Annotated in this window: 23 protein-coding genes and 1 pseudogene; 12 read left to right on the top strand and 12 right to left on the bottom strand. The window is 60.3% G+C overall.

Going from position 1 to position 26,023, the window contains the following annotated elements; genetic code table 11:
- Positions 1-332 precede the first annotated feature (332 nt).
- Positions 333-1,516, top strand: a pseudogene (locus J1G33_RS19275) (MFS transporter).
- 97 nt (positions 1,517-1,613) lie between these two features.
- Here J1G33_RS19275 and J1G33_RS19270 read toward each other — a convergent pair.
- Together J1G33_RS19270 and J1G33_RS19265 are read right to left on the bottom strand one after the other, a co-directional pair.
- Positions 1,614-1,832, bottom strand: a complete 219-nt coding sequence (locus tag J1G33_RS19270) for a hypothetical protein (RefSeq protein WP_080889019.1) — start codon at positions 1,830-1,832, stop codon at positions 1,614-1,616.
- Positions 1,833-1,979: 147 nt separating this feature from the next.
- Positions 1,980-2,270, bottom strand: a complete 291-nt coding sequence (locus J1G33_RS19265) for a DUF6124 family protein (RefSeq protein ID WP_216090917.1) — start codon at positions 2,268-2,270, stop codon at positions 1,980-1,982.
- A gap of 526 nt (positions 2,271-2,796) precedes the next feature.
- On the opposite strand from J1G33_RS19265, the gene J1G33_RS19260 reads away from it, so the two are divergent.
- From J1G33_RS19260 to tal, 3 genes are all read left to right on the top strand, one after another.
- Complete coding sequence (locus J1G33_RS19260) at positions 2,797-3,234, top strand: acetyltransferase (RefSeq protein WP_032877202.1); 438 nt, start codon at positions 2,797-2,799, stop codon at positions 3,232-3,234.
- A 227-nt stretch (positions 3,235-3,461) separates the two neighbouring features.
- Positions 3,462-4,457 carry a tRNA dihydrouridine(20/20a) synthase DusA gene (gene dusA, locus J1G33_RS19255; RefSeq protein ID WP_223018550.1) on the top strand — a complete coding sequence of 332 codons (996 nt, stop codon included), beginning with the start codon at positions 3,462-3,464 and terminating at the stop codon, positions 4,455-4,457.
- Positions 4,458-4,851: 394 nt separating this feature from the next.
- Positions 4,852-5,778 carry a transaldolase gene (tal, locus tag J1G33_RS19250; protein WP_019818234.1) on the top strand — a complete coding sequence of 309 codons (927 nt, stop codon included), beginning with the start codon at positions 4,852-4,854 and terminating at the stop codon, positions 5,776-5,778.
- A 201-nt stretch (positions 5,779-5,979) separates the two neighbouring features.
- On the opposite strand, the gene rssC is transcribed toward tal, so the two are convergent.
- The 3 genes from rssC to J1G33_RS19235 form a co-directional block, all read right to left on the bottom strand.
- Positions 5,980-6,462, bottom strand: a complete 483-nt coding sequence (gene rssC / locus J1G33_RS19245) for an anti-sigma factor antagonist RssC (protein ID WP_010212025.1) — start codon at positions 6,460-6,462, stop codon at positions 5,980-5,982.
- Positions 6,462-7,643 (bottom strand): two-component system response regulator RssB, encoded by a 1,182-nt coding sequence (gene rssB / locus J1G33_RS19240; protein WP_005786210.1) that lies wholly within the window; start codon positions 7,641-7,643, stop codon positions 6,462-6,464. Before rssB ends, rssC begins: the two co-directional genes overlap by 1 nt.
- 333 nt (positions 7,644-7,976) lie before the next feature.
- Entirely contained in the window at positions 7,977-8,666 is a 690-nt protein-coding gene (locus J1G33_RS19235) for a VacJ family lipoprotein (RefSeq protein WP_005786208.1), read from the bottom strand.
- A 196-nt stretch (positions 8,667-8,862) separates the two neighbouring features.
- On the opposite strand from J1G33_RS19235, the gene J1G33_RS19230 reads away from it, so the two are divergent.
- Positions 8,863-9,471, top strand: coding sequence for a hypothetical protein (locus J1G33_RS19230; RefSeq protein ID WP_032877205.1), 609 nt, complete (start codon positions 8,863-8,865; stop codon positions 9,469-9,471).
- Positions 9,472-9,581: 110 nt separating this feature from the next.
- Positions 9,582-9,848, top strand: coding sequence for a DUF4404 family protein (locus tag J1G33_RS19225; RefSeq protein WP_005786202.1), 267 nt, complete (start codon positions 9,582-9,584; stop codon positions 9,846-9,848).
- Positions 9,849-9,986: 138 nt separating this feature from the next.
- Here the strand turns inward: J1G33_RS19225 and queF are convergent, their stop codons facing one another.
- Together queF and J1G33_RS19215 are read right to left on the bottom strand one after the other, a co-directional pair.
- Positions 9,987-10,817, bottom strand: a complete 831-nt coding sequence (gene queF / locus J1G33_RS19220) for an NADPH-dependent 7-cyano-7-deazaguanine reductase QueF (protein WP_223018549.1) — start codon at positions 10,815-10,817, stop codon at positions 9,987-9,989.
- A 66-nt stretch (positions 10,818-10,883) separates the two neighbouring features.
- Complete coding sequence (locus J1G33_RS19215) at positions 10,884-11,405, bottom strand: cupredoxin family protein (RefSeq protein ID WP_032877207.1); 522 nt, start codon at positions 11,403-11,405, stop codon at positions 10,884-10,886.
- Positions 11,406-11,563: 158 nt separating this feature from the next.
- Between J1G33_RS19215 and J1G33_RS19210 the strand changes: the two genes are divergently transcribed.
- Positions 11,564-12,244 (top strand): heavy metal response regulator transcription factor, encoded by a 681-nt coding sequence (locus tag J1G33_RS19210; protein ID WP_005786195.1) that lies wholly within the window; start codon positions 11,564-11,566, stop codon positions 12,242-12,244.
- On the top strand, positions 12,241-13,587 hold the full coding sequence (locus J1G33_RS19205; RefSeq protein WP_223018548.1) for a heavy metal sensor histidine kinase: 1,347 nt from the start codon (positions 12,241-12,243) through the stop codon (positions 13,585-13,587). Before J1G33_RS19210 ends, J1G33_RS19205 begins: the two co-directional genes overlap by 4 nt.
- Positions 13,588-13,704: 117 nt before the next feature.
- Here J1G33_RS19205 and J1G33_RS19200 read toward each other — a convergent pair whose 3' ends face one another.
- The 3 genes from J1G33_RS19200 to J1G33_RS19190 are packed head-to-tail and all read right to left on the bottom strand — an operon-like array spanning position 13,705 to position 16,951.
- Entirely contained in the window at positions 13,705-14,949 is a 1,245-nt protein-coding gene (locus J1G33_RS19200) for a lipoprotein-releasing ABC transporter permease subunit (RefSeq protein WP_216090911.1), read from the bottom strand.
- 60 nt (positions 14,950-15,009) lie between these two features.
- Positions 15,010-15,693 carry a lipoprotein-releasing ABC transporter ATP-binding protein LolD gene (gene lolD, locus J1G33_RS19195; RefSeq protein ID WP_019818240.1) on the bottom strand — a complete coding sequence of 228 codons (684 nt, stop codon included), beginning with the start codon at positions 15,691-15,693 and terminating at the stop codon, positions 15,010-15,012.
- Positions 15,694-15,700: 7 nt separating this feature from the next.
- Positions 15,701-16,951: a lipoprotein-releasing ABC transporter permease subunit gene (locus J1G33_RS19190; protein ID WP_032877209.1), complete on the bottom strand. Its 1,251-nt coding sequence runs from the start codon at positions 16,949-16,951 to the stop codon at positions 15,701-15,703.
- A 94-nt stretch (positions 16,952-17,045) separates the two neighbouring features.
- Here J1G33_RS19190 and J1G33_RS19185 point away from each other — a divergent pair, with 94 nt between their 5' ends.
- Together J1G33_RS19185 and J1G33_RS19180 are read left to right on the top strand one after the other, a co-directional pair.
- Positions 17,046-17,624 carry a PilZ domain-containing protein gene (locus J1G33_RS19185; RefSeq protein WP_148852348.1) on the top strand — a complete coding sequence of 193 codons (579 nt, stop codon included), beginning with the start codon at positions 17,046-17,048 and terminating at the stop codon, positions 17,622-17,624.
- Positions 17,625-17,668: 44 nt separating this feature from the next.
- Positions 17,669-18,391 (top strand): glycerophosphodiester phosphodiesterase family protein, encoded by a 723-nt coding sequence (locus J1G33_RS19180; protein ID WP_003172585.1) that lies wholly within the window; start codon positions 17,669-17,671, stop codon positions 18,389-18,391.
- Positions 18,392-18,433: 42 nt separating this feature from the next.
- On the opposite strand, the gene sthA is transcribed toward J1G33_RS19180, so the two are convergent.
- A complete protein-coding gene (gene sthA / locus J1G33_RS19175; RefSeq protein ID WP_056847305.1) occupies positions 18,434-19,828 on the bottom strand; it encodes a Si-specific NAD(P)(+) transhydrogenase in 1,395 nt (464 codons plus the stop codon).
- A 213-nt stretch (positions 19,829-20,041) separates the two neighbouring features.
- Here sthA and J1G33_RS19170 point away from each other — a divergent pair, with 213 nt between their 5' ends.
- Positions 20,042-20,575 (top strand): chalcone isomerase family protein, encoded by a 534-nt coding sequence (locus tag J1G33_RS19170; RefSeq protein WP_078820627.1) that lies wholly within the window; start codon positions 20,042-20,044, stop codon positions 20,573-20,575.
- Between the two features lie 184 nt (positions 20,576-20,759).
- Here J1G33_RS19170 and J1G33_RS19165 read toward each other — a convergent pair whose 3' ends face one another.
- Positions 20,760-22,223 carry a glyceraldehyde-3-phosphate dehydrogenase gene (locus tag J1G33_RS19165; RefSeq protein ID WP_032803369.1) on the bottom strand — a complete coding sequence of 488 codons (1,464 nt, stop codon included), beginning with the start codon at positions 22,221-22,223 and terminating at the stop codon, positions 20,760-20,762.
- Positions 22,224-22,563: 340 nt separating this feature from the next.
- Between J1G33_RS19165 and mfd the strand changes: the two genes are divergently transcribed.
- The gene (gene mfd / locus J1G33_RS19160) at positions 22,564-26,013 is read left to right on the top strand and encodes a transcription-repair coupling factor (RefSeq protein WP_148852349.1); all 3,450 of its coding nucleotides are present in this window, start codon (positions 22,564-22,566) and stop codon (positions 26,011-26,013) included.
- Positions 26,014-26,023 lie beyond the last annotated feature (10 nt).

The following is a 26,023-nucleotide window of genomic DNA, read 5'->3' as shown; positions in this document are numbered from 1 at the left end:
TGTTATGTCCCTTCTGCGCTGACTTCTTATCGTTATTGGCTTCAGCTACCTGGGCGACAGCCAACCGCTGGGACGTATACGGGTGTACGCACCAGGGAAAGACTAGACCAAGACGGCGCGCAGAATATCACGCTAAACAGCGTTTATGCGCCGTTTGGCCAATTGACAGGCCTAAATCGCGGGTTTTAATGCGCCGGTGTCAAGCCTGACAGCCGCGACCTGCGGTCACAGGCCCGGAACTCTCACGCAAATGGCGGTTCTAGACACCTTCGCCATTGCCTGCGTAGCATCGGCAGCTGTCCTTCGTGCACACCTTCCACACAGAGTTACCCATGACTACCCAGCAAACACCCGGGCATGTACTGCCCGCGCGCAGCGCCGCGAAAATGGAAGCGGCCATGGCCGTAGGCGCCTTCGCGATCGGCACCGGCGAATTCGCCATCATGGGCCTGATGCCCGACATCGCCCAGAACCTGGGCCTGAGCGAACCGCAAGTCGGCCACGCCATCAGCGCCTACGCCCTGTGATGGTCGGCGCCCCACTGCTGGCCATCCTCGGCGCCAAGCTGCTGCGCAAACATATGCTGCTGTTACTGATGGGCCTGTACGCCCTGGGCAACTTCGCCACCGCCTTCACCCCCACCTTCGGCTCGCTGGTGGCCTTTCGCTTTATCAGCGGCCTGCCCCACGGCGCCTACTTCGGCATCGCCGCCGTGGTCGCCTCCAGCATGGTGCCCACCGACAAACGCGCCGGCGCCGTAGCCCGCGTGATGATGGGCCTGACCCTGGCCATGCTGCTCGGCAACCCCATCGCCACCTTCCTCGGCCAACACCTGGGCTGGCGCTCGGCGTTCGCCCTGGTCAGCGTGATCGCCCTGCTCACCATCGCCCTGGTCTGGCAATTCGTGCCCCACCGCCACGACGAACAACGCAGCGACCCGCGCAAGGAACTGCGCGCCTTCACCAAACCCCAGGTCTGGATGGCCCTGTCCATCGGTGCAATTGGCTTTGCCGGGATGTTCTGCGTATTCAGCTACCTGGCGCCAACCATGCTCGAAGTGACCAAGGTCTCGCCGCAATGGATCCCCTTCGGCCTCGCCGCGTTCGGCGTCGGCGGTATCATCGGCAACATTGCCGGCGGCAAGCTGTTTGATCGCATGCAGTTTCGAGCCGTAGGCTTGATATTGGTGTGGTCGATGGCCGTGCTGCTGTTCTTCCCCTTAGCCGCCTCGTCGCTATGGGGCGTGCTGCTGAGCATGGGGTTGGTTGGCACTATGGTTGCGCTGGCAGCACCGTTGCAGATTCGCCTGATGGACATTGCCCACGAAGCGCCAAGCCTGGCGGCAGCGTCCAACCATGCCGCGTTCAACCTGGCTAATGCGCTCGGCCCGTGGTTTGGCGGCATGGCCATTACTGCCGGTCTAGGCTGGACCAGCACCGGCTACATCGGCGCCGCAACAGCCCTGGTCGGCCTGGGCCTCTACCTGATCGCTCGGCGTATGAAAGGCGGCCACTAACGCCACAAGTTTTGCGCCGATCATAGATCCAATGTGGGAGGGGGCTTGCCCCCGATAGCAATGGGCCAGTCAACACACCACTGACTGACCCCCTCCTTCAATCATCATGCAACAACCCCGAACCATACTCCCCATAACTACTCCCCAGCCCACTGCCGCCAAAATTCATCTTGGCGGCTTTGCCGGGGCTGTGGTCCCCAAACGCCTGGCATCCACCAGAAAAGCACGGGTCACTATTCACAGCTGGTGAAGATGAACAAGCACTCAACATCAACGTGCCGGTGATCATCACGACTTTGACGAGATTCGAGATCATGATTTTTCAACTCCCTGTGGGCTGGAGGCGCTGGGGTCCTCTCTTGCAGGCAATCGTAGGCCTCAAAGGCGCAGGGAATTATGAAACTTTGCTGGGGGACAGCATGAGTTCAAGTTGCCGCCTTGGGTAAGGCGGCAGGGATGGTTGTCAGGCTTTGACTGAGGCAGTCACAGGCGCAACTTGCTCCTGGGCTCGATCAACCAGCAGCGAGCTCAACTCGATTAACTGCTGAATGCCTAGGGCGATGGCGCGCTGGGAATCGTCGAGGTCGAACGCCAAAATGGCGGCCATTTCGTTGGCGGCTGCGAGGTTTTCGGCGGCGTTAGCCAGGAGGGTTTCGGGGTCGAGAGTTGGGTTTACGAGGAATAGGTTGTTGCTTGGACATTCGATGGACGATTTACTTTGATCAAGTGAAGGACTGCGAGTGTCGTGGTGCATGGGCGAAGCTCCAATATTCGGGAGTTAAAAACGCCTTAGCAATACGGACTTCCACCTCCGGCCACTGGGTATTCAGCGGCTTGACGAGATTAGCTATGGATGATCCAGGGGGCAAGCCGAAAAAGCGTAGGATATTTCCTGGAAATCCTGACCTATTCCCATAGATCACTCTGTCGCTTCATACGTTGCACCGATGAGGGCTTGGACAAAATATTTTTAAAGGCATTAATTTGTTAAAGGCTTCCAGACCAGATTTCTGCGTACCATTTTTTGCACCTTTCATGCTGTAGAAGCCCCTACTGAGTACCGGCATTGAGTGCGCACATTTTGAATATCGATCAAGTGCCCGTTTTCTTGACGCATCGAAAAACACAAAGTATTTTTCAGCTCCCCTCCTTTTCGGCTACCTCTGCCGTGCACAGCCCAGGCGTTAACTCGCGAAGCGGTCATACAGATGCCGACACTTACACGGCCGCTATTTACCGGCGAGCCTCTATTTAGATATCAAGTGTATAAGGTTGATTTCATGATTATTCGTCAGGCAAGTGCTGCCGACTATCCGCAACTGCTCGACATTTGGCTGCGATCCGTTCGCGCCACTCACCACTTTCTTCAAGAGTCCGACATAGATGCGCTGCTTCCGCAGCTCCGCGACATCTATCTACCCGTTGTTGACGTATGGGTTGCGGTAGACGTGAAAGACAACCCGCTTGGCTTTATTGGACTCAACCAAAGCCACGTAGAAATGCTCTTTATTGATCCTGATCTTCGCGGCCAAGGTATGGGCCGTGCACTACTAAATCACGTTCGCAGTTCGCGCTCTACGATGAGCGTTGACGTAAACGAGCAAAACCCCCAGGCGGTAGGCTTCTATCTCCATTACGGGTTCGTTCAAACAGGCCGCTCTCCTTTGGATGGTGAAGGCAGGCCGTTCCCGCTACTACACATGAACTTATCCCGCTAAGAGCACGATAAAGAATCGGCCCTACACATTCGTGTAGGGCCGACTCACAAGTAGTGAAACCAGGCCCCCAGGACCGAAAAGAGGCCGTGCGTTCGGGAAAAGGGGACCGAGAAACGGGGACAGATTTATTTAATATTTGGGGCTCGCGCCACCCAATCAACACCCAGCCCCCTCCGACCCATTCCTGATAAACTGCCCACCCTTCGCATTCTCCATCCAAGACTCCAATGCCTTCAGCCATAGCTCCACCGAAAGCCATCTCCCGCCGCTTCTCCGTCGCCCCGATGATGGACTGGACCGACCGCCACTGCCGGTTCTTCCTACGCCTACTCTCCAAACACGCCCTGCTCTACACCGAGATGGTCACCACGGGCGCGATCCTCCACGGCGACCACGACCGCTTCCTGCGCCACAACGAAGCCGAGCACCCGCTGGCGCTGCAATTGGGTGGCAGTGTCCCCGCCGATCTGGCCGCCTGTGCCCGTATGGCCGAGGCCGCCGGTTACGACGAGGTGAACCTGAACGTTGGCTGCCCCAGCGACCGCGTGCAGAACAACATGATCGGCGCGATCCTCATGGCGCACCCTGCCCTGGTGGCGGATTGTGTGAAGGCGATGCGCGATGCGGTATCGATCCCGGTGACGGTGAAGCACCGTATCGGCATCAATGGTCGGGACAGTTATGCCGAGCTGTGTGATTTCGTCGGGACGGTGAAGGATGCCGGTTGCACCAGTTTTACCGTGCATGCGCGGATTGCGATTCTGGAGGGGTTGTCGCCCAAGGAGAACCGGGACATTCCGCCGTTGCGTTATGACGTGGCGGCGCAGTTGAAGCGGGATTTTCCGGAGTTGGAGATTAATCTCAACGGTGGGATCAAGACGTTGCAGCAGTGCCAGGAGCATTTGCAGACGTTTGATGGGGTGATGTTGGGGCGGGAGGCTTATCACAATCCGTATTTGCTGGCCGAGGTGGATCAACAGCTGTTTGGCAGCACTGCGCCTGTCATCACCCGCGCCGAGGCGCTGGCACAGTTGCGCCCGTATATAGCCGAGCACTTGGCAACAGGTGGCTCGATGCATCACATCACGCGCCACGTTCTGGGGCTGGGAACCGGTTTCCCGGGGGCGCGTAAGTTTCGGCAATTGTTGTCGGTGGATATTCATAAGGCGGTGGATCCGTTGGCGTTGCTGGATCAGGCGGGGGAATTGTTGGAGGGGCGGTGACGGGTTGGGTGTCAGTGGGGATATTTGGGGCTGACAGACCGCTTTCGCGAGCAAGCCCGCTCCCACAGTTTTGAGCGATGTGTGTCAGGTGAATGTCAGTGGCTGGACTGGCGTTATCGCAGCTCCCACAGTTTGACTGATGGGGGTCAGGTGAATATCAGTGGCGGGGCTGGCGTCATGCACGCAAGCCGGCTCTCACAGTTTGATTGGGGTGGTCACCGGGCAGTTGGGTTGAACCTGCCAGCGATTTTGCCCTCCTATCGAACACCACTGCCGGTAATTCAAACGGCCGTTTCCAGGTTATTGCCCTCGCAAACGACCTAACGCATTTGCGCCCTTGAGCGCCTGCCAGCGCTCGGGTAATGTCATCAGACCCACAGGACAGAGCACGCCCATGACTTCCAAGCTGGAACAACTCAAGCAATTCACCACCGTCGTAGCCGATACCGGCGATTTTTCCACCCTCGCCAAGCTCAAGCCGCAAGACGCTACCACCAACCCTTCCCTGCTGCTCAAGGCTGCATCGATTCCAGGCTATGCCAAGCTGCTGGATGAGTGTGTACAGGACTGCAACGGCGATGTGGGCCTGGCCAGTGACCGCTTTGCGGTGGCGGTGGGTCAAGAAATTCTCAAAGTAGTGCCGGGCCGTATTTCTACTGAGGTGGATGCGCGCCTGTCATTTGACGAAGCCGCCATTCTCAAGCGTGCGCACCGTCTGATCGACCTGTACGACAAAGCCGGCGTTGGCCGTGACCGTGTGCTGATCAAGATCGCCTCTACCTGGGAAGGCATCCGTGCCGCCGAGAAGCTGGAAAAAGAAGGCATCCAGACCAACCTGACGCTGTTGTTCTCCTTCGCCCAGGCCGTGGCCTGCGCCGAAGCCGGTGTGTTCCTGATTTCGCCATTCGTGGGCCGTATCTACGACTGGTACAAGAAGGCCAACGGCAACGACTACACCGGTTCCGATGACCCGGGCGTGCAGTCGGTGACGCGCATCTACAACTACTACAAGGCCAATGGCTACAAGACTGTGGTGATGGGTGCGAGCTTCCGTAACCTGAGCCAGATTGAAGAGCTGGCCGGGTGTGACCGCCTGACCATCAGCCCGGACCTGCTGGAGAAGCTGGCGGCGGATGAAGGCAAGCTGGAGCGCAAGTTGGCGCCAGGCCATGCCGGTGAGGCGCGGGTGCATATGACTGAAGCGCAGTTCCGCTGGGAGTCCAACGAGGATGCGATGGCGACTGAGAAGCTGGCAGAGGGTATTCGCCAGTTTGCTCGGGATCAGGAGAAGCTGGAGGCGTTGTTGTCGGCCAAGCTGTAAGGGCAGATAGCAGCAAAAAGGGCGGCACCTGTGAGGGTGCCGCCCTTTTTTGTGTGCGCCAGCCTCAAGCCAGTCGCAGATCAACTGTGGGAGGGGGCTTGCTCCCGATTGCGGACTGTCAGTTGGATATGTGCCGACTGATACACCGCTATCGGGAGCAAGCCCCCTCCCACATGGGTATGTGTTTCGACAGGGAAGCCGTCAGTGGCGCTCTAGGGCGTTGACCAGGTCGTGGAAGGCTTCGCGGTTGGACTCGTTGAGGCCCATGAGGATCTTGTGCGCTTCCAGCACCTTGACCCGTACGATCTCTTCGGACTGGTCTTGCGACGGCAGGTCGGTGAGGCATTCCGGGCAGGGAATTGGGCGGTCAACGATGTTGAACACCTGGTCAAAGCCCATCGACTGCAATAGACGGGTGATGTCTTCGTGGGTGGTGACCACAGTCGGCAACAGGCCGACCTTCTGCCGCGACAGAATCGACAGCTTGGCCAACAGCCCCAGAGTGGTGCTGTCGATGCTGCGGGTTTCGGTCAGGTCGATCACGATCGCCGAGAAGTTCAGCGCTGTGAAGATCCGCTCAATCGTCGCATCCAGGGCCGAACACAAGGTCAGGCGCACTTCGCCGACAAACTTCAGGACGAAGGTCCCGTCTTGCTCGGCGAATTGGATTCTTCCGGTACTCATCAAAGATTCCTGCTCAACACCAATAGGGCGATATCATCCGGCATCTCCCCTAGCGTGGCCAATCCAAAAACCTGCCGCAGGCCATCCAGGCTGCCGCCCGCCGACTTGACCTTTTGGGGCAAGGCGGCTTCTTTCTCTTTGAGTGTAGGCTCTGGAAGAAGGTCCAGGATGCCATCGGACATCAGCGTCAGGCTGAAGGTCGGCGGCAGTTCCAGGATGTGGTCTTCGTAGGTGGCTTCATTGAACAAGCCCACCGGCAGGCCACGCCCTTCCAGGTAGCGCACACTGTCAGGAGTGTACAAAACAGGCATCGGCAGGTGACCGCCAATGCTGTAGGTCAAAAGACCGGTTTCTTCGTCGATCACGCCGCCGACCATCGTCACGTGCTTGCCCAGCTTGCAGCTGATCAGGCCCCGGTTGATGTGGCCCAGCACCTCGGAAGGGGTGAACTCCGGCAAGGTGCCATTGCGCTTGGACTCGAACAACAGCCGTGTGGTCATGAACTTCAACAACACGGTCACAAAGGCAGAAGAGGCGCCATGGCCGGAAACGTCGGCCAGGTAGAACGCCACGCGTCGCTCATCGACGCGGAAGTAGTCGACAAAATCACCCGACAGGTACAACGACGGGATGATCTGGTGGGCAAACTTGAACTCGTCGATGCTCCAGGGGCTCACCGGCAGCATGTTCATCTGCACCTGGCGACCGGCGTTCTGGTCTTCCTGGAGCAGATTCAGGCTGGCTTCGAGCTCGCGGTTGGCGGTCTCGAGCTTTTCGCGGTAGCGCTGGTTTTCCAGGAGCAGGCGGGCACGGTCCAGGGCGCGGCGCACCGAGTGCTCCAGCACGGCCAGGTCTTCCAGGGGCTTGATCAGGTAATCGGCAGCGCCCAGGCGCAGGGCTTCGACAGCGTCGTTCATGACACCGGCACCGGACACGACAATCACCGGCGTTTGCGGGGCAAGCTCGGTCACCTGGCGAATCAGCTCCAGGCCGCCCATCTGGGGCATGCGCAGGTCGCAGATCACAAGGTCGGGCTTGTCGCGCTCGAATACCTGGAGACCCTGTTGGCCATTACTGGCCTGCAGGACGCTGAAGCCACTGTCTTCCAAGTAGGCCGCGAGGCTCGCGCGCACTACTTCGTCGTCATCGATTATCAGCAGCGTGGCACTGGTTTTTTGCATGTGGGCAAACGGCGCCAGAATTAGGTTGGCGTAGGCGGCTCGGCAATGGCCGGGCTCACGTACTGGATTCGCTTTCTAGCCTCTCTGTCCTACAAAGCATTGGGATTTCGCCCATGCACAACGGTAAAGCAGAGGTGCCCTTCTAAGGCGCAGACGGTACTCCCATCCGTGAGGGGTTTCAAGCTCATGGCGATGGTCGCCGAGCGTCTTTACCCTGCAAATCACCGGGAGTTATAAGAACCGCTTGGACCACAACACAAAGTAAGGTTGGAGCACGCATAAAAAAAGGCGACCATCAAGAGGTCGCCTTATTTCATTTCAAGATGTCACGGCTTAAAAGTCGTCGACAACCTTGCCATCCTTGACCTTGAACTCACGGTTCTGCAGGTAGGCGTTACGGATAAAGGTGTACTTGTCGCCGCTGATCAGCTTCTCGCTGTCGAGCAGGCTGGCGCGCACGTCAACGACGTTGAGGCCGAAGGTGCTGTTACGCCAGCCGATGTCGTTCATGTAGCGGTACGGCTGGGTGTAGCTGTCGACGTACTTGGACGGCGCATCACGCAAGGTGCTTGGGCCCAGCAATGGGATCATCACGTAGGGGCCGCTGCCGACGCCCCAGTAGCCGAGGGTCTGGCCGAAGTCTTCGTCGCTGCGCTGCAGCCCCATTTTGGTGCCGACATCGATAAAGCCCAGCACGCCAAAGGTGGTGTTGACCAACAGGCGAGCGGTGTCGACGCCTGCATTGTGCGGCTTGAGTTGCAGCACGTTGTTGGCCAGGTTGCCGACATCGCCGATGTTACGGAAGAAGTTGTGAACGCCGTCCTGCACAAACTGCGGGGTGACGAACTGATAGCCCTGGGCGATCGGCTTGAGGGCGTAGGTATCAACGGTGTCGTTGAAGGTGAAGATCGGGCGGTTGACGCTTTCCCATGGATCATCTTCCGACGCGGCTTGAGCGGCGAACGGTGCCAACAGGATGGTGGCACACACCGATAGCTGAGCGAAGTAGTGGCTCCAGCGCATAGCTTTTGCTCCTTGAATGGTCTGTCATGGGCGCTATGCCCTGAATAAGGCCGTCAGTATATGACGGAAGTGTGTGTTTAGGCAGCTACCAGGGTCCTGTCTCACGAAAAATGCACAAAATTCCTACAAACACTGTCAGTGTCATGGCCTTGTCATGCCACCCCGATAGTGTTGCTGCTATTTCAGGGACGTTCAGATGCCACACGCCGAGATTGCCATCGCCACAGCCCCCTCGTTGACCGCCGTGCTATTTGGCCTGAGTGGCTGCCTGGTGGATTTCGGTTCCCTGGCGCGTACCGACTCGCCCTGCCCCGGCTGCGTGGCTACACCCGGCGCCTTGAAAAGCCTGCGTAGCCTGAAAGAACAAGGCGTGCCCTGCGCCTGGCTGGATGAACTGCCCCCATCGGTGACCGCGCCCCTTTCCGCCAGCCTGCCGAGCTGGATCAAGGCCGCCTCGCCCTCCTCCATCCGCTGGCCCGCGCCCCACGCCTGCTGGCAAGCCTTGATGGAGTTGAACATTGAGCGCCTGGAAGGCTGCGTGCTGGTCAGCGGCGAGCCGCGCCTGCTGCAATCGGGCTTGAATGCCGGGTTGTGGACTATCGGCCTGGCGTCCTGTGGCTCGCTCTGCGGCCTGTCACCCGAGCAATGGCAGGCACTGACCGCGCAGCAACGCGAATACAAGCGCGGCAAGGCGACGGTAGCGCTCTATGGCCTGGGCGTGCACTCGGTGATCGACCACCTGGGCGAGTTGGGCAGTTGCCTGGCGGACATCAGCCTGCGCCGGCTCAAAGGCGAGAAGCCCTGATCAAGATCATGCACGGTTGGCCGCAGTGGATTAATCTACAGGCCAGCCCGTAGACCTTTCACGGCGTGCCGTGGTCTATGCCAGTGACTATCGATAAAAGGAAAGACGTCATGCCTGATCGCAAAAAGCTGGAAGAACAGGTCGAGATTCTGCGTGGGCAGTTGGAACAGGAGCCGCCGCTGTCGGAAGAAAAACGTGAAGCGCTGGAAGCCCTGATTGCCAAGTTTGAATTACAACTCGAACTTGAACCGGCGACTCAGACACCCAGTATTTCCGACGATGTGAATCAAGCGGCCATAGAGTTCGACGCTGAACACCCGGTCATTTCCGGGACATTGCGCAATATCATGATCACCCTGGGCAATATCGGCATCTAACCCGAACACAGGCCCAGCAAAAAACCCAAATGTGGGAGGGGGCTTGCTCCCGATAGCAGAAGTTCAGACACAGATGCTGTGACTGACACGCCGCTATCGGGAGCAAGCCCCCTCCCACATTTAGTTTTGTGTGCAGGCTTACTGGCGCGCCAGGCGCACGTTCAGGAATTGGGTGTTCTCAGTGCTGCGGTACGGGTTGATATCCAACCCTCCTCGACGCACATAGCGCGCATACACCGTCAACTTCTCCGGCTTGAGCAAGCGCTGCAGGTCGAGAAAGATGCGTTCCACGCACTGCTCATGAAAGTCCGAGTGCTGGCGAAAACTCACGATATATTCCAGCAGGCTGGCGTGATCCAGCGCCGCGCCACGGTACTCCACCACCACACTGCCCCAATCGGGCTGGCTGGTCACCGGGCAGTTGGATTTGAGCAGGTGGCTGTGCACACTCTCCTCAACAACACGCGAGTCATCACAGCGCAGCAGCTCCGGGCGCGGGTGCTCGTAGCTGCTGACATTGATATCCAGGCCGTCAATGCACGCACCCGGCAACGCCATCACACCCTCTGCCTCGATGTCGGCCAGGCTGCGGATGCGCACGGTCACCGGCTTGCCGGCAGCAGCGCTGAGGTCGGTGCGCAAGGTGGCTTCAAGGCCTTGCGTATCGGCAAACGCAGTCTGGTTCAGCGAGTTGAGGTACAGCTTGAACGACTTGGACTCGATGATGTTCGGCGAGTCGGCTGGGATGCTGAACTCACCGATGGCCACCACCGGCTTGCCCGATGGCAGCAACCAGGACAGTTCGAAGCAGTTCCAGAAATCCACGCCCTTGTACGGCAGGGTGTCGGCGCTCAGGCCCAGTTCGGCCCACTTGGCGGCACGCGGAATCGGGAACAGCAACGAAGGCGTATAGGTAGAGATGTATTCACTGGACTTGCCCAGCGGCGAATGTTCGGCTGCGGGATGCATGGCGGAAACCTGGCTAAATAAACCGCGCCAGTCTACCAGCCTTTGCCCCCTGCCTTAACAAACGCCTCACTCAACGGTCAGCTTGCCGACCATGCCCGCCTGATAATGGCCGGGAAGGTTGCAAGCGAACTCCAGGCCAGTGGCCTTGGTGAAGGTCCACGTCAGTTCGGCCGTCTTGCCCGGCTCCACCAACACACTGTTGGGATCGTCATGCTTCATGCCGCCCATATCGCCGTGGCCCATGGCGCTGTGGTCCATCTTGCCCATACCGGTGGCGGTGAGCATGCCGCTGGCTTGCATCTGCAGCATCTCTTTCTGGTGAGCGGCATGCATCGCCGCGTCGCCCAGGTTGAATTCGTGGAGCAACCGGCCTTTGTTGACCAGTACAAACCGCACGGTTTCACCGGCTTTTACGTCCAGGCTCTTGGGCTCGAAGGCAATGTCCTGCAGGGTGACTTCCACGGTACGCGTGGCCTTGGCTGCCGGAGCCGGCTGGCCGAACGCGTAACCATGAGCCGCATCCGCCAGCGCATTGAAGCTAAGCGCCAATAAGCAGCCCGCCATTAACAGGGATGTACGCAACGCCATTTCTCACGCTCCAAAAATAGGTGACCAGCTTGGGCCGCACTTTAAGATAGCCTCGCTGCCAGCCAGCTGACTGCTAGATTACAACTTTGTCAGCTTGCGCCCATACCCTTGCGCCCACGGTATAAAGGCCCGCGCTTACCCCTTGCCAAGAGCCCAACATGAAACTGCTGATCGTCGAAGACCAACCCAAAACCGGCCACTATCTGCGTCAAGGCTTGGCCGAGGCTGGCTTTACCACCGAACTGGTGGCCGACGGCACGACCGGCCAGCACCTGGCGCTGAGCGGGGATTATGACTTGTTGATCCTCGATGTGATGCTTCCGGGCCGCGACGGCTGGCAGATCCTGCAGGCGGTGCGCAGTGCCGGCCTGGACATGCCGGTGCTGTTCCTCACCGCTCGCGATGCGGTGGAGGACCGCGTACATGGCCTGGAACTGGGCGCCGACGACTACCTGGTCAAGCCCTTCGCCTTTTCCGAACTGCTGGCCCGGGTGCGCACTTTGTTACGCCGTGGCAGCAGCACACCGCAGGAAACCACCCTGCAACTGGCCGACCTGCGCCTGGACCTGATCCGTCGCCGCGTCGAGCGCGACGGCCAGCGCATCGACCTCACCGCCAAGGAGTTTGCCCTGCTCGAAATGCTGCTGCGTCGCCAGGGCGAGGTGCTGCCCAAGACGCTGATCGCGTCCCAGGTGTGGGACATGAATTTCGACAGCGACACCAACATTATCGAAGTGGCGATCCGCCGCCTGCGCCTGAAAGTCGACGATAACTTCCCCAACAAACTGATCCACACCGTGCGCGGCATGGGTTACGTGCTGGAGGAGCGCTTCACGTGATCAAGCGCCTGTCCCTGACCAGCCGCCTGGCGCTGCTGTTTGCCGCCTGCACCGCGGTGGTCTCGTTGATCGCCGGCGTACTGTTCAATCGCGCCAGCGAAGCGCACTTCGTCGAGCTGGACCAGCAACTGCTCGACAGCAAGCTGGTGGCCCTGCGCAGTGCCTTGCAGGGTGTCGACTCACGTGAAGCCTTCGCCCTGCGCGGCCCGCAATTGCGCGCCGAGCTGGATCACCAGCCCGACTTCACCGTGCGCATCACGGCGGCCGGCCAGCGCTGGGTGGACGGTGCGCCGAACCTCAATGTGCCCGCCGCCCCGGGCCTGCACAGCCTGCAAAACGCAGGCACCGACTACCGTGTGTACAACGCGCCGTTGACGCCCGGCCAACCCGGTTCGCCACAGCTGAGCCTGATACTCGACATCACCCACCACCAGCACTTCCTGGAGCATATGCAACGCTTGATCTGGCTGACCGTCGGCCTCTCCGCGCTGGCTACCGCCCTGCTCGGCGCATGGGCCGCACGCAGTGGGTTGCGACCGTTGCGGCGCATGGGCGAGGTGGCCGCCAGCGTATCCGCCCACTCCCTGACCCAACGCCTGCCCCAGGCGCAAATGCCGGTGGAGCTGGCGGAACTGGCTCAGGCCTTCAATGCCATGCTGGGGCGCCTGGACGACGCGTTCCAGCGCCTGTCGGCGTTCTCCGCCGATATCGCCCACGAGCTGCGCACGCCGCTCTCCAACCTGCTGACCCAAACCCAGGTCATTCTCACCCAGCCACGCCCACTGGAGGATTACCGCGAGGCGCTGCACAGCAACCTGGAAGAGTTGCAGTGGATGGCGCAACTGGTCAACGACATGCTGTACCTGGCCAAAGCCGACCACGGCCTGCTGATGCCCAACCGTGAAGCCCTGGATCTGGGCGATGAGGTCGACGCACTGTTGGAGTTCTTTACCCTGCTGGCGGAGGACGCACAGGTCACGCTGGTACGCGAAGGCAGCGCCCATACGCTGGGCGATCGCGGCATGTTGCGCCGGGCCCTGTCGAACTTGCTGGATAACGCGCTACGGTTTACCCCACCAGGCGGTGAAGTGCGGGTGCGCATAGAGAGTGGCGTGACACTGACAGTTGAGAACACCGGGGAAGGCATTCCAGCGCAATTATTGCCGCGGCTGTTCGACCGGTTCTACCGAGCCGACCCGTCAAGGCGGGCAGGCAGCAGTGAACATGCGGGGCTGGGGTTGGCGATTACCCAGTCGATTGTGCGGGCCCACGGGGGGAGGATTTATTGTGAGTCGCAGGCGAGGTGGACGAGGTTTGTGATTGAGTTGCCCAAGGGAGATTGACGCAAGCTGGGCCGGCCCTATCGGGGGCAAGCCACCTCCCACATTTTGCCCTCATTGTTCCTGTATAAACGCGGTCCAGTGTGGGAGGGGGCTTGCCCCCGATAGCGGTCTAAGACCTTACGAATATCTCAAGGCATGCGCCGGCTCAATCTTCGCCGCCCGGTACGCCGGGTAAATCGTCGCCAAAAAGCTCAACACAAACCCCGCCGAGCAAATCAGCAACACATCCCCACCTTGCAGCTCCGAAGGCAGGTTGCTGACAAAATACACATCCGAACTAAAGATATGCTGCCCGCTCACCCGCTCCAGCCAACCTACCAGTTCGCTCACGTTCAGCGCTGCAATTACCCCCAGCACGCCGCCGATCAAGGTGCCGACCACGCCGATCACCGTGCCCTGCACCATGAAGATCGCCATGATCTGCCGAGGCGTGGCGCCGATGGTGCGCAGGATCGCGATGTCCGCGCCCTTGTCGTTCACCACCATGATCAACGTGGCGATGATGTTGAACGCAGCGACTGCGACGATCATCAGCAACAACAGACCGATCATGGTCTTTTCCATCTTCATCGCGCTGAACAGGCTGCCCTGGGTGTGGGTCCAGTCATCCGGCTTGTAAGCCGCGCCGAGGCTGGCAGCGATATCCGCCGAGACTTTGGGCGCTGCGTACAGGTCCTTCACCGCCAGGCGCACGCTTTGCACCTGGTTGGGCTGCCAATGCTGGATTTCTGCCGCGTCGGCCATGTGGATCAGGGCCATGGAGCCATCCAGCTCGGCGCCGACTTTGAAGATACCCACCACGTTCAACCGCTGCATACGCGGGGTGATGCCACCCGGCGCGCTGCTCAGTTCCGGGACGATCAGGGTCAGCTTGTCGCCCACGCTCAGGCGAAAGCGCCGCGCGGTGATATCGCCGACCACCACGCCAAACTCGCCGGGTTTGAGGTCGTCCAGTTTGCCGCGCACGATGTGCTGGGTCACGATCGACACCTTGCCTTCCTGGGCCGGGTCGACGCCGCTGATCTCGATCGGCTGCATGGCGCCCTTGTAGGAGAACATGCCGTCCATCTGCGTGAAGGGTACGGCGGCGGTGACTTGGGGATTCTTCATCGCCGCGGCCGCCACCGGTTGCCAGTCATCAATCGGCTTTACGCCAACAATTGTGGCGTGGGGCACCATGCCGAGGATGCGCGAACTCATTTCGCGCTGGAAGCCGTTCATCACAGACAGCACCACGATCATGGCCAATACGCCCAGGGCGAGGCCGATCATCGAGGTCATCGAGATAAACGAGACAAAACGGTTACGGCGCTTGGCGCGGGTATAGCGCGTGCCGATGAAAATGGATAACGGTCTGAACATTCGCGTACACCGCCTGAAAAAATGAAAAAGCCCGACGCCAGGCGCCAGGCTTGAAACAGGTCAGATGGCGACCAGGTGACCTTCCTGCAGGTGCAACACGCGGTCCATCTGCCGGGCCATGCTCATGTCATGGGTCACCACCAGGAACGCGGTGCGCATCTGGGTGCTCAGCTCCAGCATCAAGTCCTTGATGCCCTGGGCGGTGTGGGAGTCGAGGTTGCCGGTCGGCTCGTCGAGCATCACCAGGCCAGGGTTGTTCACCAGGGCGCGGGCAATCGCCACACGCTGGCGCTCACCGCCGGACAGTTCGGCCGGCTTGTGCTCCAGGCGATGGCCGAGGCCGACGCGTTCCAGCAAGGCGGTGGCACGTTGGCGCGCCTCCGGGATCGCGGTCTTGCCGATCAACAGCGGCATGCACACGTTTTCCAGGGCGGTGAATTCCGGCAGCAGGTGGTGGAACTGGTACACAAAGCCCAACGAGCGATTACGCAGTTGGCCACGGGCCTTTTCATTCAACGCCGACAGTTCTTCGCCGGCCAGCCATACGCTGCCCTGGGACGGCGTATCGAGGCCGCCCAACAGGTTCAGCAAGGTGCTTTTGCCGGAGCCGGAACTGCCGACGATCGCCACGCGCTCGCCCGGATGCAGCTCCAGTTGCAGGTTCGACAGCACGACCACCGATTCCGGGCCTTCCTCGTAGGATTTGCCCAGGTTGCGGCAGCTCAGGATTGCTTTTTCACTCATGCCCGATTCACTCATAACGTAATGCCTGTGCTGGCTGGGTACGTGCCGCGCGCCAGGCTGGATACAGGGTGGCAAGGAAGCTCAGGACCAACGCGGCGCCGCCCACCATCAGCACGTCCTGGGTTTGCACCTGGGACGGCAAGTAGTCGATGAAGTAGACGTCAGCGTTGAGAAACTTGTGGCCGATCACTTTTTCAAGCAAGGCGATGGCGGCGCTGACGTTCAGCGCGGCCAGAATGCCCACCGCGGTACCGATCAGGGTGCCGACCACGCCAATCACGGTGCCCTGCACCATGAAGATCGCCATGATCTGCCCCGGCGTGGCGCCCAGGGTACGCAGGATGGCGATATCGCCCTTCTTGTCGTTCACTACCATCACCAGCGTGGAAATGATGTTGAACGCAGCCACGGCGACGATCAGCAGCAACAGCAGGCCGATCATGGCTTTCTCCATGCGGATGGCCTGGTAGAGGTTGCCGTGGGTACGGGTCCAGTCGCGGGCGTAATACTCGGATTCACCCAAGTGCTGGGCGATTTCCCAGGCGCCGCGCGGGGCGTCGAACAGGTCGTTGAACTTCAGCCGCAGGCCCTGCACCTGGTCCGGCTGCCAGCGATGCAGGCGGGCCAGGTCGGTAAGGTTGGTCAGGCCGATGTAACCGTCGATCTCGCCGGCGCCGACGTGGAAGGTACCCACCACGGTAAAGCGCTTCATGCGCGGGAACATGCCGGCCGGGGTCACGGTGACTTCCGGAGCGACGAAGGTCAGCTTGTCGCCAACGCCCACACCGAGCTTGGCCGCGGCCTTGTCACCGATAACGATGCCGAAACTGCCAGGGGCCAGGTCGTCGAGCTTACCTTGCTGCATGAACTTGTCGATGATCGAGACGTTGCGCTCCTGGGCCGGGTCGATGGCATTGAGCAGGATCTTCTGCACCTTGCCGTCGTTGGTCAGCAACCCCTGCATCTGGGTAAACGGCGCGACCGCCACCACCTTGGGGTTCTGCTTGACCTTGGCGGCCAGGCTTTGCCAGTCGTTGATGGGCGCATCGCCCTCGATGGTCGCGTGGGGCACCATGCCCAGCACGCGGGTACGCATCTCATGATCGAAGCCGTTCATCACCGACAGCACCACGATCATCACAACCACGCCCAGGGCGAGACCGATCATCGAGGTCAAGGAAATGAACGACACAAAATGATTGCGACGCTTTGCACGGGTATAACGCGTGCCGATAAATACGAAGAGAGGTCTGAACATGTCGGGGCTTGTTCGGAGGAAAAGAAGACGTCCCGGTGGCGGGGTCTGGTAAGCAGCTTTACACTCAGACCATTACCGTTACCTGGGGTTCGCCATGTCGACATTAGATGAAGAAGAGCGCCGCGAATACTACCGTATCGACGACATGATCGCACTTCAAATCAGCACATTGTCTGGCCCCGACGCGGCGAGCAAGGAAGTGTTGCTGGATGATTCGCCGCTGTTCAATCTGCTCAGCGAACTGCACCTGAGCGAATTCGAAGCCCAGCACCTGCTGCGTCAGATCAGCGAGAAAGATCGCAGCCTGGCGGCCTTCCTCAAAGTGCAAAACAAGCGTTTGGATCTGCTCAGCCAAGTCATGGCCCGCGGCCTGCTGGCTGAAGTGGGCGCGCCGCAACCGGTGATTCTTTCCGAAGGCGGCATCGACTTCCGGCACCCTACCCCGCTGGCCCCCGATACCCATCTGGCAGTCAAGCTGGTGCTGATGCCCCAAGCGCTCGGCCTGTTACTGCGCGCACGAGTGACCCATTGCGATCCCCGGGGCGAGGGCTTTGAAGTGGGCACGGAATTCGAATCCATGACCGATGCCCAACGCCAACTGCTGGCGCGCTATATCCTGCAAAAACAGGCGCAGGAACGCCGTCTGGCGCGAGAGCAAAGCGACGACCTCTGAATACCTATTCATTCCGCCAGCGATCCTGGCGCAAAGGAGCAACTGTGACCCTGATCTACGGCCATCGCGGTGCCAAAGGCGAAGCACCGGAAAATACCCTGACCAGTTTTCAGGAATGCCTCAAGCACGGCGTACGTCGTTGCGAACTGGACCTGCACCTGTCCATGGACGGCGAGCTGATGGTCATCCATGACCCGACCCTCAAGCGCACCGCCGACCGGCGCGGCAAGGTGGTCGAGTACTCGGCGGCTGATCTGGTGAAGATGGACGCGCGCAAAGGCGGCCCGGGTTGGGTCAGCCCGTGCCCGATCCCACGCCTGGAGGAGCTGTTCGAAAAGTGCGACTTCGATCACTGGCAACTGGAAGTCAAAAGCGCTTCACGCACTCGCGCTGCGACCACCGTGCTGGCGATCCGTGAGATGGCCGTACGCTTTGGCCTGATGGACAAGGTCACCGTGACGTCAAGCTCACGGGAGGTGTTGAAAGCCGCAGTAGAACTCACCCCGGACCTGTCACGCGGGCTGGTGGCCGAGTACGCCTGGCTCGACCCGTTGAAGGTCGCGCAGAACTACGGCTGTGAGTACCTGGCATTGAACTGGACGTTATGCACCCCTGAGCGGCTGGAGAAAGCCCAGCGCCAGGGTTTGCATGTATCCGTGTGGACGGTCAACGAACCTGCGCTGATGCGCAGGCTCGCCGACTTCGGCGTAGATAGCCTGATTACAGACTTTCCCGGTTTGGCCACTGCCACTCTCGGGAATTACTGAAATCGGTCTCCCCGGCCGGCTCAGGCCACCGGCCGGAGCCGCTCAAAAAAGCCGGTTGAGGCCGTCGTAGGCGGCTACCCGATAGGCTTCGGCCATGGTCGGGTAGTTGAAGGTGGTGTTGACGAAATACTTGAGGGTGTTGAGATCACCCGGCTGGCTCATGATCGCCTGGCCGATGTGCACGATCTCCGACGCCTGGTAGCCGAAGCAATGCACGCCGAGGACCTCCAGGGTTTCACGGTGGAACAGAATCTTCAGCATGCCTTGCGGCTCACCGGCAATCTGCGCACGCGCCATGCTCTTGAAGAACGCCTTGCCCACTTCGTAAGGCACCTTGGCCTTGGTCAGTTCGTGCTCGTTCTTGCCGATGGAGCTGATCTCGGGAATCGTGTAGATCCCGGTCGGCACATCATTCACGTAGCGCCAGCTGCCATTGTCGACGATGCTGCCGGCGGCCGAACGGCCCTGGTCATGGGCGGCACTGGCCAGGCTTGGCCAGCCGATCACGTCACCGGCACCGTAGATATTGGTTACGCAGGTGCGGTAGTTCTCGTCCACCTCGATCTGGCCACGGCTGTTGACCTTGACCCCAATATTTTCCATACCCAGCTTGTCGGTGTTGCCGGTACGGCCATTGCACCACAGCAAGGCGTCGGCCTTGATCTTCTTGCCGGACTTGAGGTGCAGGATCACACCGTTGTCCAGGCCTTCGACCCGCTCGTACTCTTCGTTGTGGCGCACGGTGATGTTGTTGTTGCTGAAGTGGTAGCTCAACGCCTGGGAAATTTCCGAGTCGAGGAAGCTCAGTAACTGGTCACGGTTGTCCACCAGCTCCACCAGTACACCCAGGCCGCTGAAGATCGAGGCGTATTCGCAGCCGATCACGCCGGCGCCATAGATGATCAGTTTGCGCGGGGTGTGGCCCAGGCTGAGGATGGTGTCGCTATCGTAGATACGCGGGTGGTGGAAATCGATGTCCGCCGGGCGATACGGGCGCGAACCGGTGGCGATGATGATGTGCTTGGCCACCAGCTTCTCGACCACGCCATTGGCGCAGACCACTTCGACGGTTTGCTCGTCGGCGAAGCTGCCGGTGCCGAAGAACAGGTCGACGCGGTTACGGGCGTAGTAGCCGGTACGCGAAGCGACTTGCTTGGAGATGACTTTTTCGGCGCTTTTCAACACGTCCGGGAACGAGAACCAGCGCGGCTCGCCAATGGCCCGGAACATCGGGTTGGTATTGAATTGCATGATCTGGCGCACGGAGTGACGCAACGCCTTGGACGGGATGGTACCCAGGTGGGTGCAGTTACCGCCGACCTGACGACGGCTATCGACCATCGCCACCTTGCGCCCTGCTTTGGCAGCGTTCATCGCCGCACCTTCTCCAGCCGGGCCGGAACCCAGTACCACCACGTCGTAGTTGTAGACAGCCATGCGTACTCCTCAGAACAGGCCAGGCGTACGGTTGGACGCCGGGCTAAATCATGCCGCGGCCAGCGGTCATGAAGGACAATTTGGCTCAAGTGTGTGAACCGGGGCACAGTCTATAGAAGGCCGAGCGCCGCGAACATTAACCCTTGGTCGCGTCGTAGGCCAGTGTTGCCATACTACAGGACGCAAATCAGCGCCGAATTGAGGGTGAGCCTTATGCGACAACTATTTTTTTGTTTAATGCTGATAGTGTCGCTCACGACGCACGCCAACGATGCGAAGCGGCTCAAGCAGGCAAGCTTCCCCGCACAGGTCGAGGGGCTGGCCCTGAAAAACCAGGCGGTGTTCAACTATCTTTGGGCGGATGTGTATGCGGCGGCGCTGTATGCACCGGCTGACCTCGCTGCAAAGCAAGCCTGGGAGCAACAGAAGGCTGTGCGCCTGGCGTTGTATTACTTTCGCGACATTGACCGCGATGATGTGATCAAGGCGGCCACGGTAACCCTGGAACGCCAGCAAGCCAATGCTCGATTAAAGCCGCAGTTGGATCAGTTGCACGCCAGCTTTCGCAACGTCCGCAGCGGTGATCGTTATGCCCTGGATTTTCGTCCGGGCCGTGGGTTGAAGCTGGAGATCAATGAGCAGGTGGTGTTCAGCAGTCGTGATGAGGAACTGGCGCGGGCCTACCTGGGCATCTGGCTGGCGCCCAAAGGGCTGTCTGATGAGTTGCGCGACAAGTTGCTGAATTGATGTGTCGGCTGTAGCACCGCCATCGGGGGCAAGCCCCCTCCCACAGTTGACCGAGGCCACCCTGAAGGAATACGACCCAATGTGGGAGGGGGCTTGCCCCCGATGAGGCCCTCCAGGCAACACAAAATCCACAGCCATAAAAAAGCCCCGAACCAGTCGGGGCTTTCTCATTCAGCCCAAAGGCTTAGCGCGGGAACGCAGGCGGGTTGACCCCAGCCATGTCTTCCATCACGCGAACCACTTGGCAGCTGTAGCCAAACTCGTTGTCGTACCACACGTACAGCACAACACGGTTGTCCTGGGTGATGGTCGCTTCAGCGTCCACCACACCGGCGTGGCGCGAGCCAACGAAGTCGGTGGAGACCACTTCCTGCGAGTTGACGAAGTCGATCTGCTTGTGCAGGTCGGAGTGCAGCGCCATGTAGCGCAGGTACTCGTTCATCTCTTCGCGGGTGGCGGCTTTCTCAAGGTTGAGGTTGAGAATGGCCATCGACACGTTCGGCGTCGGTACACGGATCGCGTTACCGGTCAGCTTGCCGGCCAGCTCAGGCAGGGCCTTGGCAGCAGCGGTGGCAGCACCGGTCTCGGTGATCACCATGTTCAACGCGGCGCTACGACCACGGCGATCGCCCTTGTGGAAGTTGTCGATCAGGTTCTGGTCGTTGGTGTACGAGTGAACGGTTTCAACGTGGCCGTTGACGATACCGAACTTGTCATTCACAGCTTTGAGCACCGGCACGATGGCGTTGGTGGTGCAGGAAGCGGCGGACACGATCTTGTCGTCAGCGGTGATTTCAGCGTGGTTGATGCCGTGCACGATGTTCTTGAGCTTGCCTTTGCCAGGCGCGGTCAACACGACACGGTCGATACCCGGGCAAGCCAGGTGCTGGCCCAGGCCCTCGGCATCACGCCATACGCCGGTGTTGTCCACCAGCAGGGCGTCCTGGATGCCGTACTGGGTGTAATCCACCTCGGTCGGGTTCTTCGCGTAGATCACCTGGATCAGGTTACCGTTGGCGGTAATGGTGTTGTTTTCTTCGTCAATGGTGATGGTGCCGTTGAACGAGCCGTGTACCGAATCGCGACGCAGCAGGCTGGCGCGCTTGGTCAGGTCGTTCTCGGCGCCTTTGCGCACCACGATGGCACGCAGGCGCAGGCCGTCGCCGCCACCGGTTTTCTCGATCAGGATGCGCGCCAGCAGGCGGCCGATACGGCCGAAGCCGTACAGCACCACGTCGGTGCCTTTGCGGGCGGCAGCGTTTTGCTGGCCAACCACATCGGCCATTTCTTCACGCACGAACTGCTCGGCACTGCGGCCGGCGCCTTCCTTGCGGAATTTGTAGGCCAACTTGCCCAGGTCTACCGAGGCCGCGCCGAGCTTGAGCTCGCTCATGGCTTTAAGCAGTGGGAATGTTTCGTGGACGGAGAGTTCGCTGTCGTCGGCGGAGCGATGGCGCGCAAAGCGGTGAGCTTTGAGAATCGCGATGACAGACTGGTTGATCAGGCTGCGGCCATAGATCGAGCTCACCACATTGTTATTGCGGTACAGCTGGCCGATAAGCGGAATCATCGCTTCTGCGAGTGCTTCACGGTCGATCCATTCACCAAGACACTGGTCGGGCTTCTGAGTCACGGGAACCTTCCACATGTAGGGGCAGAAAAAAGGGGCTACATTATGTCGCCCGACTGGCCGTTGAGCAATGCGCGAGGGGCAACAAAAAGCCCTTGCAAAAAAATACCTCCGCGCTACAGCCCAGTAAATACGCGGGTTCCAGAAGGCCACTAGTCCAGCGCCATCGCCGACTTGTCCGTAACCCTCCTAAACATTCGCGCATTTTGGCACTACATATTGAGTCAAAACCGGTCATTGTTTGTCTTAGCCACTACATTTCCTACAAACCGTAATAGGCACAGTCAGCAACTGACAGGCGGCACCTGGGGCCGTTACAATTACCGACTTTGTCGCAACGCTTGGAGCTCAACCTTCCGTGCCCGTTCTGCGTCTACCGCTTCTCCCTGCCGCGGCAGGTAAACAGCACTGGGGCAACCTGCCCGGTGCCGCCCTGAGCCTGGCCATTGCCGAGGCTGCCAGCGCAGCCAAGCGCTTTACCCTGCTGCTTACCGCCGACAGCCAAAGTGCCGAACGGCTGGAGCAGGAGCTGAGCTTCTTCGCCCCGGATTTGCCGGTGCTGCATTTTCCCGACTGGGAAACCCTGCCTTACGACCTGTTCTCGCCGCACCAGGACATCATCTCCCAGCGCATCGCCAGCCTGTACCGCTTGCCGGAACTGGCCCACGGCGTGCTGGTGGTGCCGATCACCACGGCGCTGCACCGCCTGGCGCCGACCAAGTTCCTGCTCGGCAGCAGTCTGGTGCTGGATATCGGCCAGAAGCTCGACGTAGAACAGATGCGCACGCGCCTGGAAGCCAGCGGCTACCGCTGCGTCGACACGGTGTACGAGCACGGTGAGTTCGCAGTGCGCGGCGCCCTGATCGACCTGTTCCCGATGGGCAGCAAGTTGCCGTATCGCATCGACCTGTTCGATGACGAAATCGAGACCTTGCGCACCTTTGATCCGGAAAACCAGCGCTCCATCGACAAGGTCGACTCGATCAAGCTGCTGCCGGCGCGGGAGTTCCCGCTGCAAAAAGACGCGGTCACCCGTTTCAAGGCGCGCTTTCGTGAGCGCTTTGACGTGGATTTCCGTCGCTGCCCAATCTTCCAGGACTTAAGCAGCGGGATTACCCCAGCGGGTATCGAGTACTACCTGCCATTGTTCTTCGACGAAACCTCCACCCTCTTCGACTACCTGCCCCAGGACACCCAGGTGTTCTCGCTGCCAGGCATCGAGCAGGCGGCGGAAAACTTCTGGAACGACGTGCGCAACCGCTATGAAGAGCGCCGCGTCGATCCGTCCCGGCCTTTATTGCCGCCCGCCGAATTGTTCCTTCCCGTAGAAGACTGCTTCGCCCGCTTGAAAAACTGGCCGCGCGTGGTCGCCAGCCAACAAGATGTAGACGCCGGCAGTGGTCGGGAACGCTTCCCCGCGGGAACCCTGCCCGACCTGGCGATCCAGGCCAAAGCCACGCAACCGTTGGAAGCGCTGTCCAACTTCCTCGGTGACTTCCCTGGCCGCGTGCTGTTTACCGCCGAGTCCGCCGGGCGCCGCGAAGTGCTGCTGGAGCTGTTGGAACGCTTGAAACTGCGGCCCAAGACCGTCGACAGCTGGCCGGATTTTGTAAATAGCAAAGAGCGCCTGGCGATCACCATCGCCCCCTTGGACGAAGGCTTGTTGCTGGACGACCCGGCCCTCGCCCTGATCGCCGAGAGCCCGCTGTTCGGCCAGCGCGTGATGCAGCGCCGTCGCCGGGAAAAACGCGCAGACGCCAACAATGATGCAGTGATCAAGAACCTCACCGAACTGCGCGAAGGCGCCCCGGTGGTGCACATCGACCACGGTGTCGGCCGCTACCTGGGCTTGCAGACCCTGGAGATCGACAACCAGGCCGCCGAATTCCTCACCATGGAATACGCCGAGGGCGCCAAGCTCTACGTGCCGGTGGCCAGCCTGCACCTGATCGCCCGTTACACCGGTAGCGACGACGCTTTGGCACCGTTGCATCGCCTGGGCTCCGAGACCTGGCAGAAAGCCAAGCGCAAGGCCGCCGAACAGGTTCGCGACGTGGCCGCAGAATTGCTCGACATCTATGCCCGCCGTGCCGCCCGCGAAGGTTACGCGTTCGCTGACCCGAAAGCCGACTACGCCACCTTCAGTGCCGGCTTCGCCTTCGAAGAAACTCCGGACCAGCAAACCACCATCGAGGCGGTGCGCGCCGACATGCTCGCGCCCAAGCCAATGGACCGCCTGGTGTGTGGCGACGTGGGCTTCGGCAAAACCGAAGTGGCCATGCGCGCCGCCTTTATTGCAGTGCACGGCGGTCGCCAGGTGGCGATTCTGGTGCCGACCACCCTGCTCGCCCAGCAGCACTACAACAGCTTCCGCGACCGCTTTGCCGACTGGCCAGTGACCGTGGAGGTGATGAGCCGCTTCAAGTCCGCCAAGGAAGTGAATGCCGCCGTTGCCGACCTGGCCGAGGGCAAGATCGATATCGTCATCGGCACCCACAAGTTGCTGTCGGACGATGTGAAGATCAAGAACCTGGGCCTGGTGATCATCGACGAAGAGCACCGCTTTGGCGTGCGCCAGAAAGAACAGCTCAAGGCCCTGCGCAGCGAAGTCGACATCCTTACCCTCACCGCTACGCCGATTCCGCGCACGCTGAACATGGCCGTTTCAGGTATGCGCGACCTGTCGATCATCGCTACGCCACCGGCGCGCCGCCTGTCGGTGCGCACTTTCGTGATGGAGCAGAACAAGAGCACGGTCAAGGAAGCCCTGCTGCGTGAACTGCTGCGCGGCGGCCAGGTGTATTACCTGCATAACGATGTGAAGACCATCGAGAAATGCGCCGCCGACCTCGCCGAACTGGTGCCGGAAGCCCGTATCGCCATTGGCCACGGGCAGATGCGCGAGCGCGAACTCGAACAGGTAATGAGCGACTTCTACCACAAGCGCTTCAACGTGCTGATCGCCTCGACCATCATCGAGACCGGCATCGACGTGCCCAGCGCCAACACCATCATCATCGAGCGCGCCGACAAGTTCGGCCTGGCGCAGCTGCACCAACTGCGCGGCCGCGTCGGGCGCAGTCACCACCAGGCCTACGCCTATCTGCTCACGCCGCCACGCCAACAGATCACTTCCGATGCGGAAAAACGCCTGGAAGCGATCGCCAACACCCAGGACCTCGGCGCCGGCTTTGTGCTGGCCACCAACGACCTGGAAATCCGTGGCGCCGGCGAACTGCTGGGCGATGGCCAGAGCGGGCAGATCCAGGCGGTCGGCTTCACCCTGTATATGGAGATGCTCGAACGCGCAGTGAAAGCCATCCGCAAGGGCGAGCAACCGAATCTCGATCAACCCCTGGGCGGCGGCCCGGAGATCAACCTGCGCTTGCCGGCATTGATTCCCGAAGACTACCTGCCGGATGTGCATGCGCGGCTGATCCTCTACAAGCGCATCGCCTCGGCCACCGACGAAGAGGGCCTCAAGGACCTGCAAGTAGAGATGATCGACCGCTTCGGCCTGCTGCCCGAACCGACCAAGAACCTGGTGCGCCTGACCCTGCTCAAGTTGCAGGCCGAGCAGTTGGGGATCAAGAAGGTCGACGCCGGGCCGCAAGGTGGGCGTATCGAATTCGAAGCGCAGACGCCGGTCGACCCGTTGGTGCTGATCAAGCTGATCCAGGGCCAGCCCAACCGCTACAAGTTCGAAGGGGCTACGCTGTTCAAGTTCATGGTGCCGATGGAACGTGCCGAAGAACGCTTCAATACCCTGGAGGCGCTGTTTGAGCGCCTCATCCCGAAATCCGCTTGAAGGACGCCGC

This window comes from Pseudomonas sp. P867, from assembly GCF_019891455.1.
Classification (GTDB): domain Bacteria; phylum Pseudomonadota; class Gammaproteobacteria; order Pseudomonadales; family Pseudomonadaceae; genus Aquipseudomonas; species Aquipseudomonas synxantha_A.
Note: the sequence above shows the minus strand (reverse complement) of the source record. Positions and strands in the feature narration are given on the sequence as shown.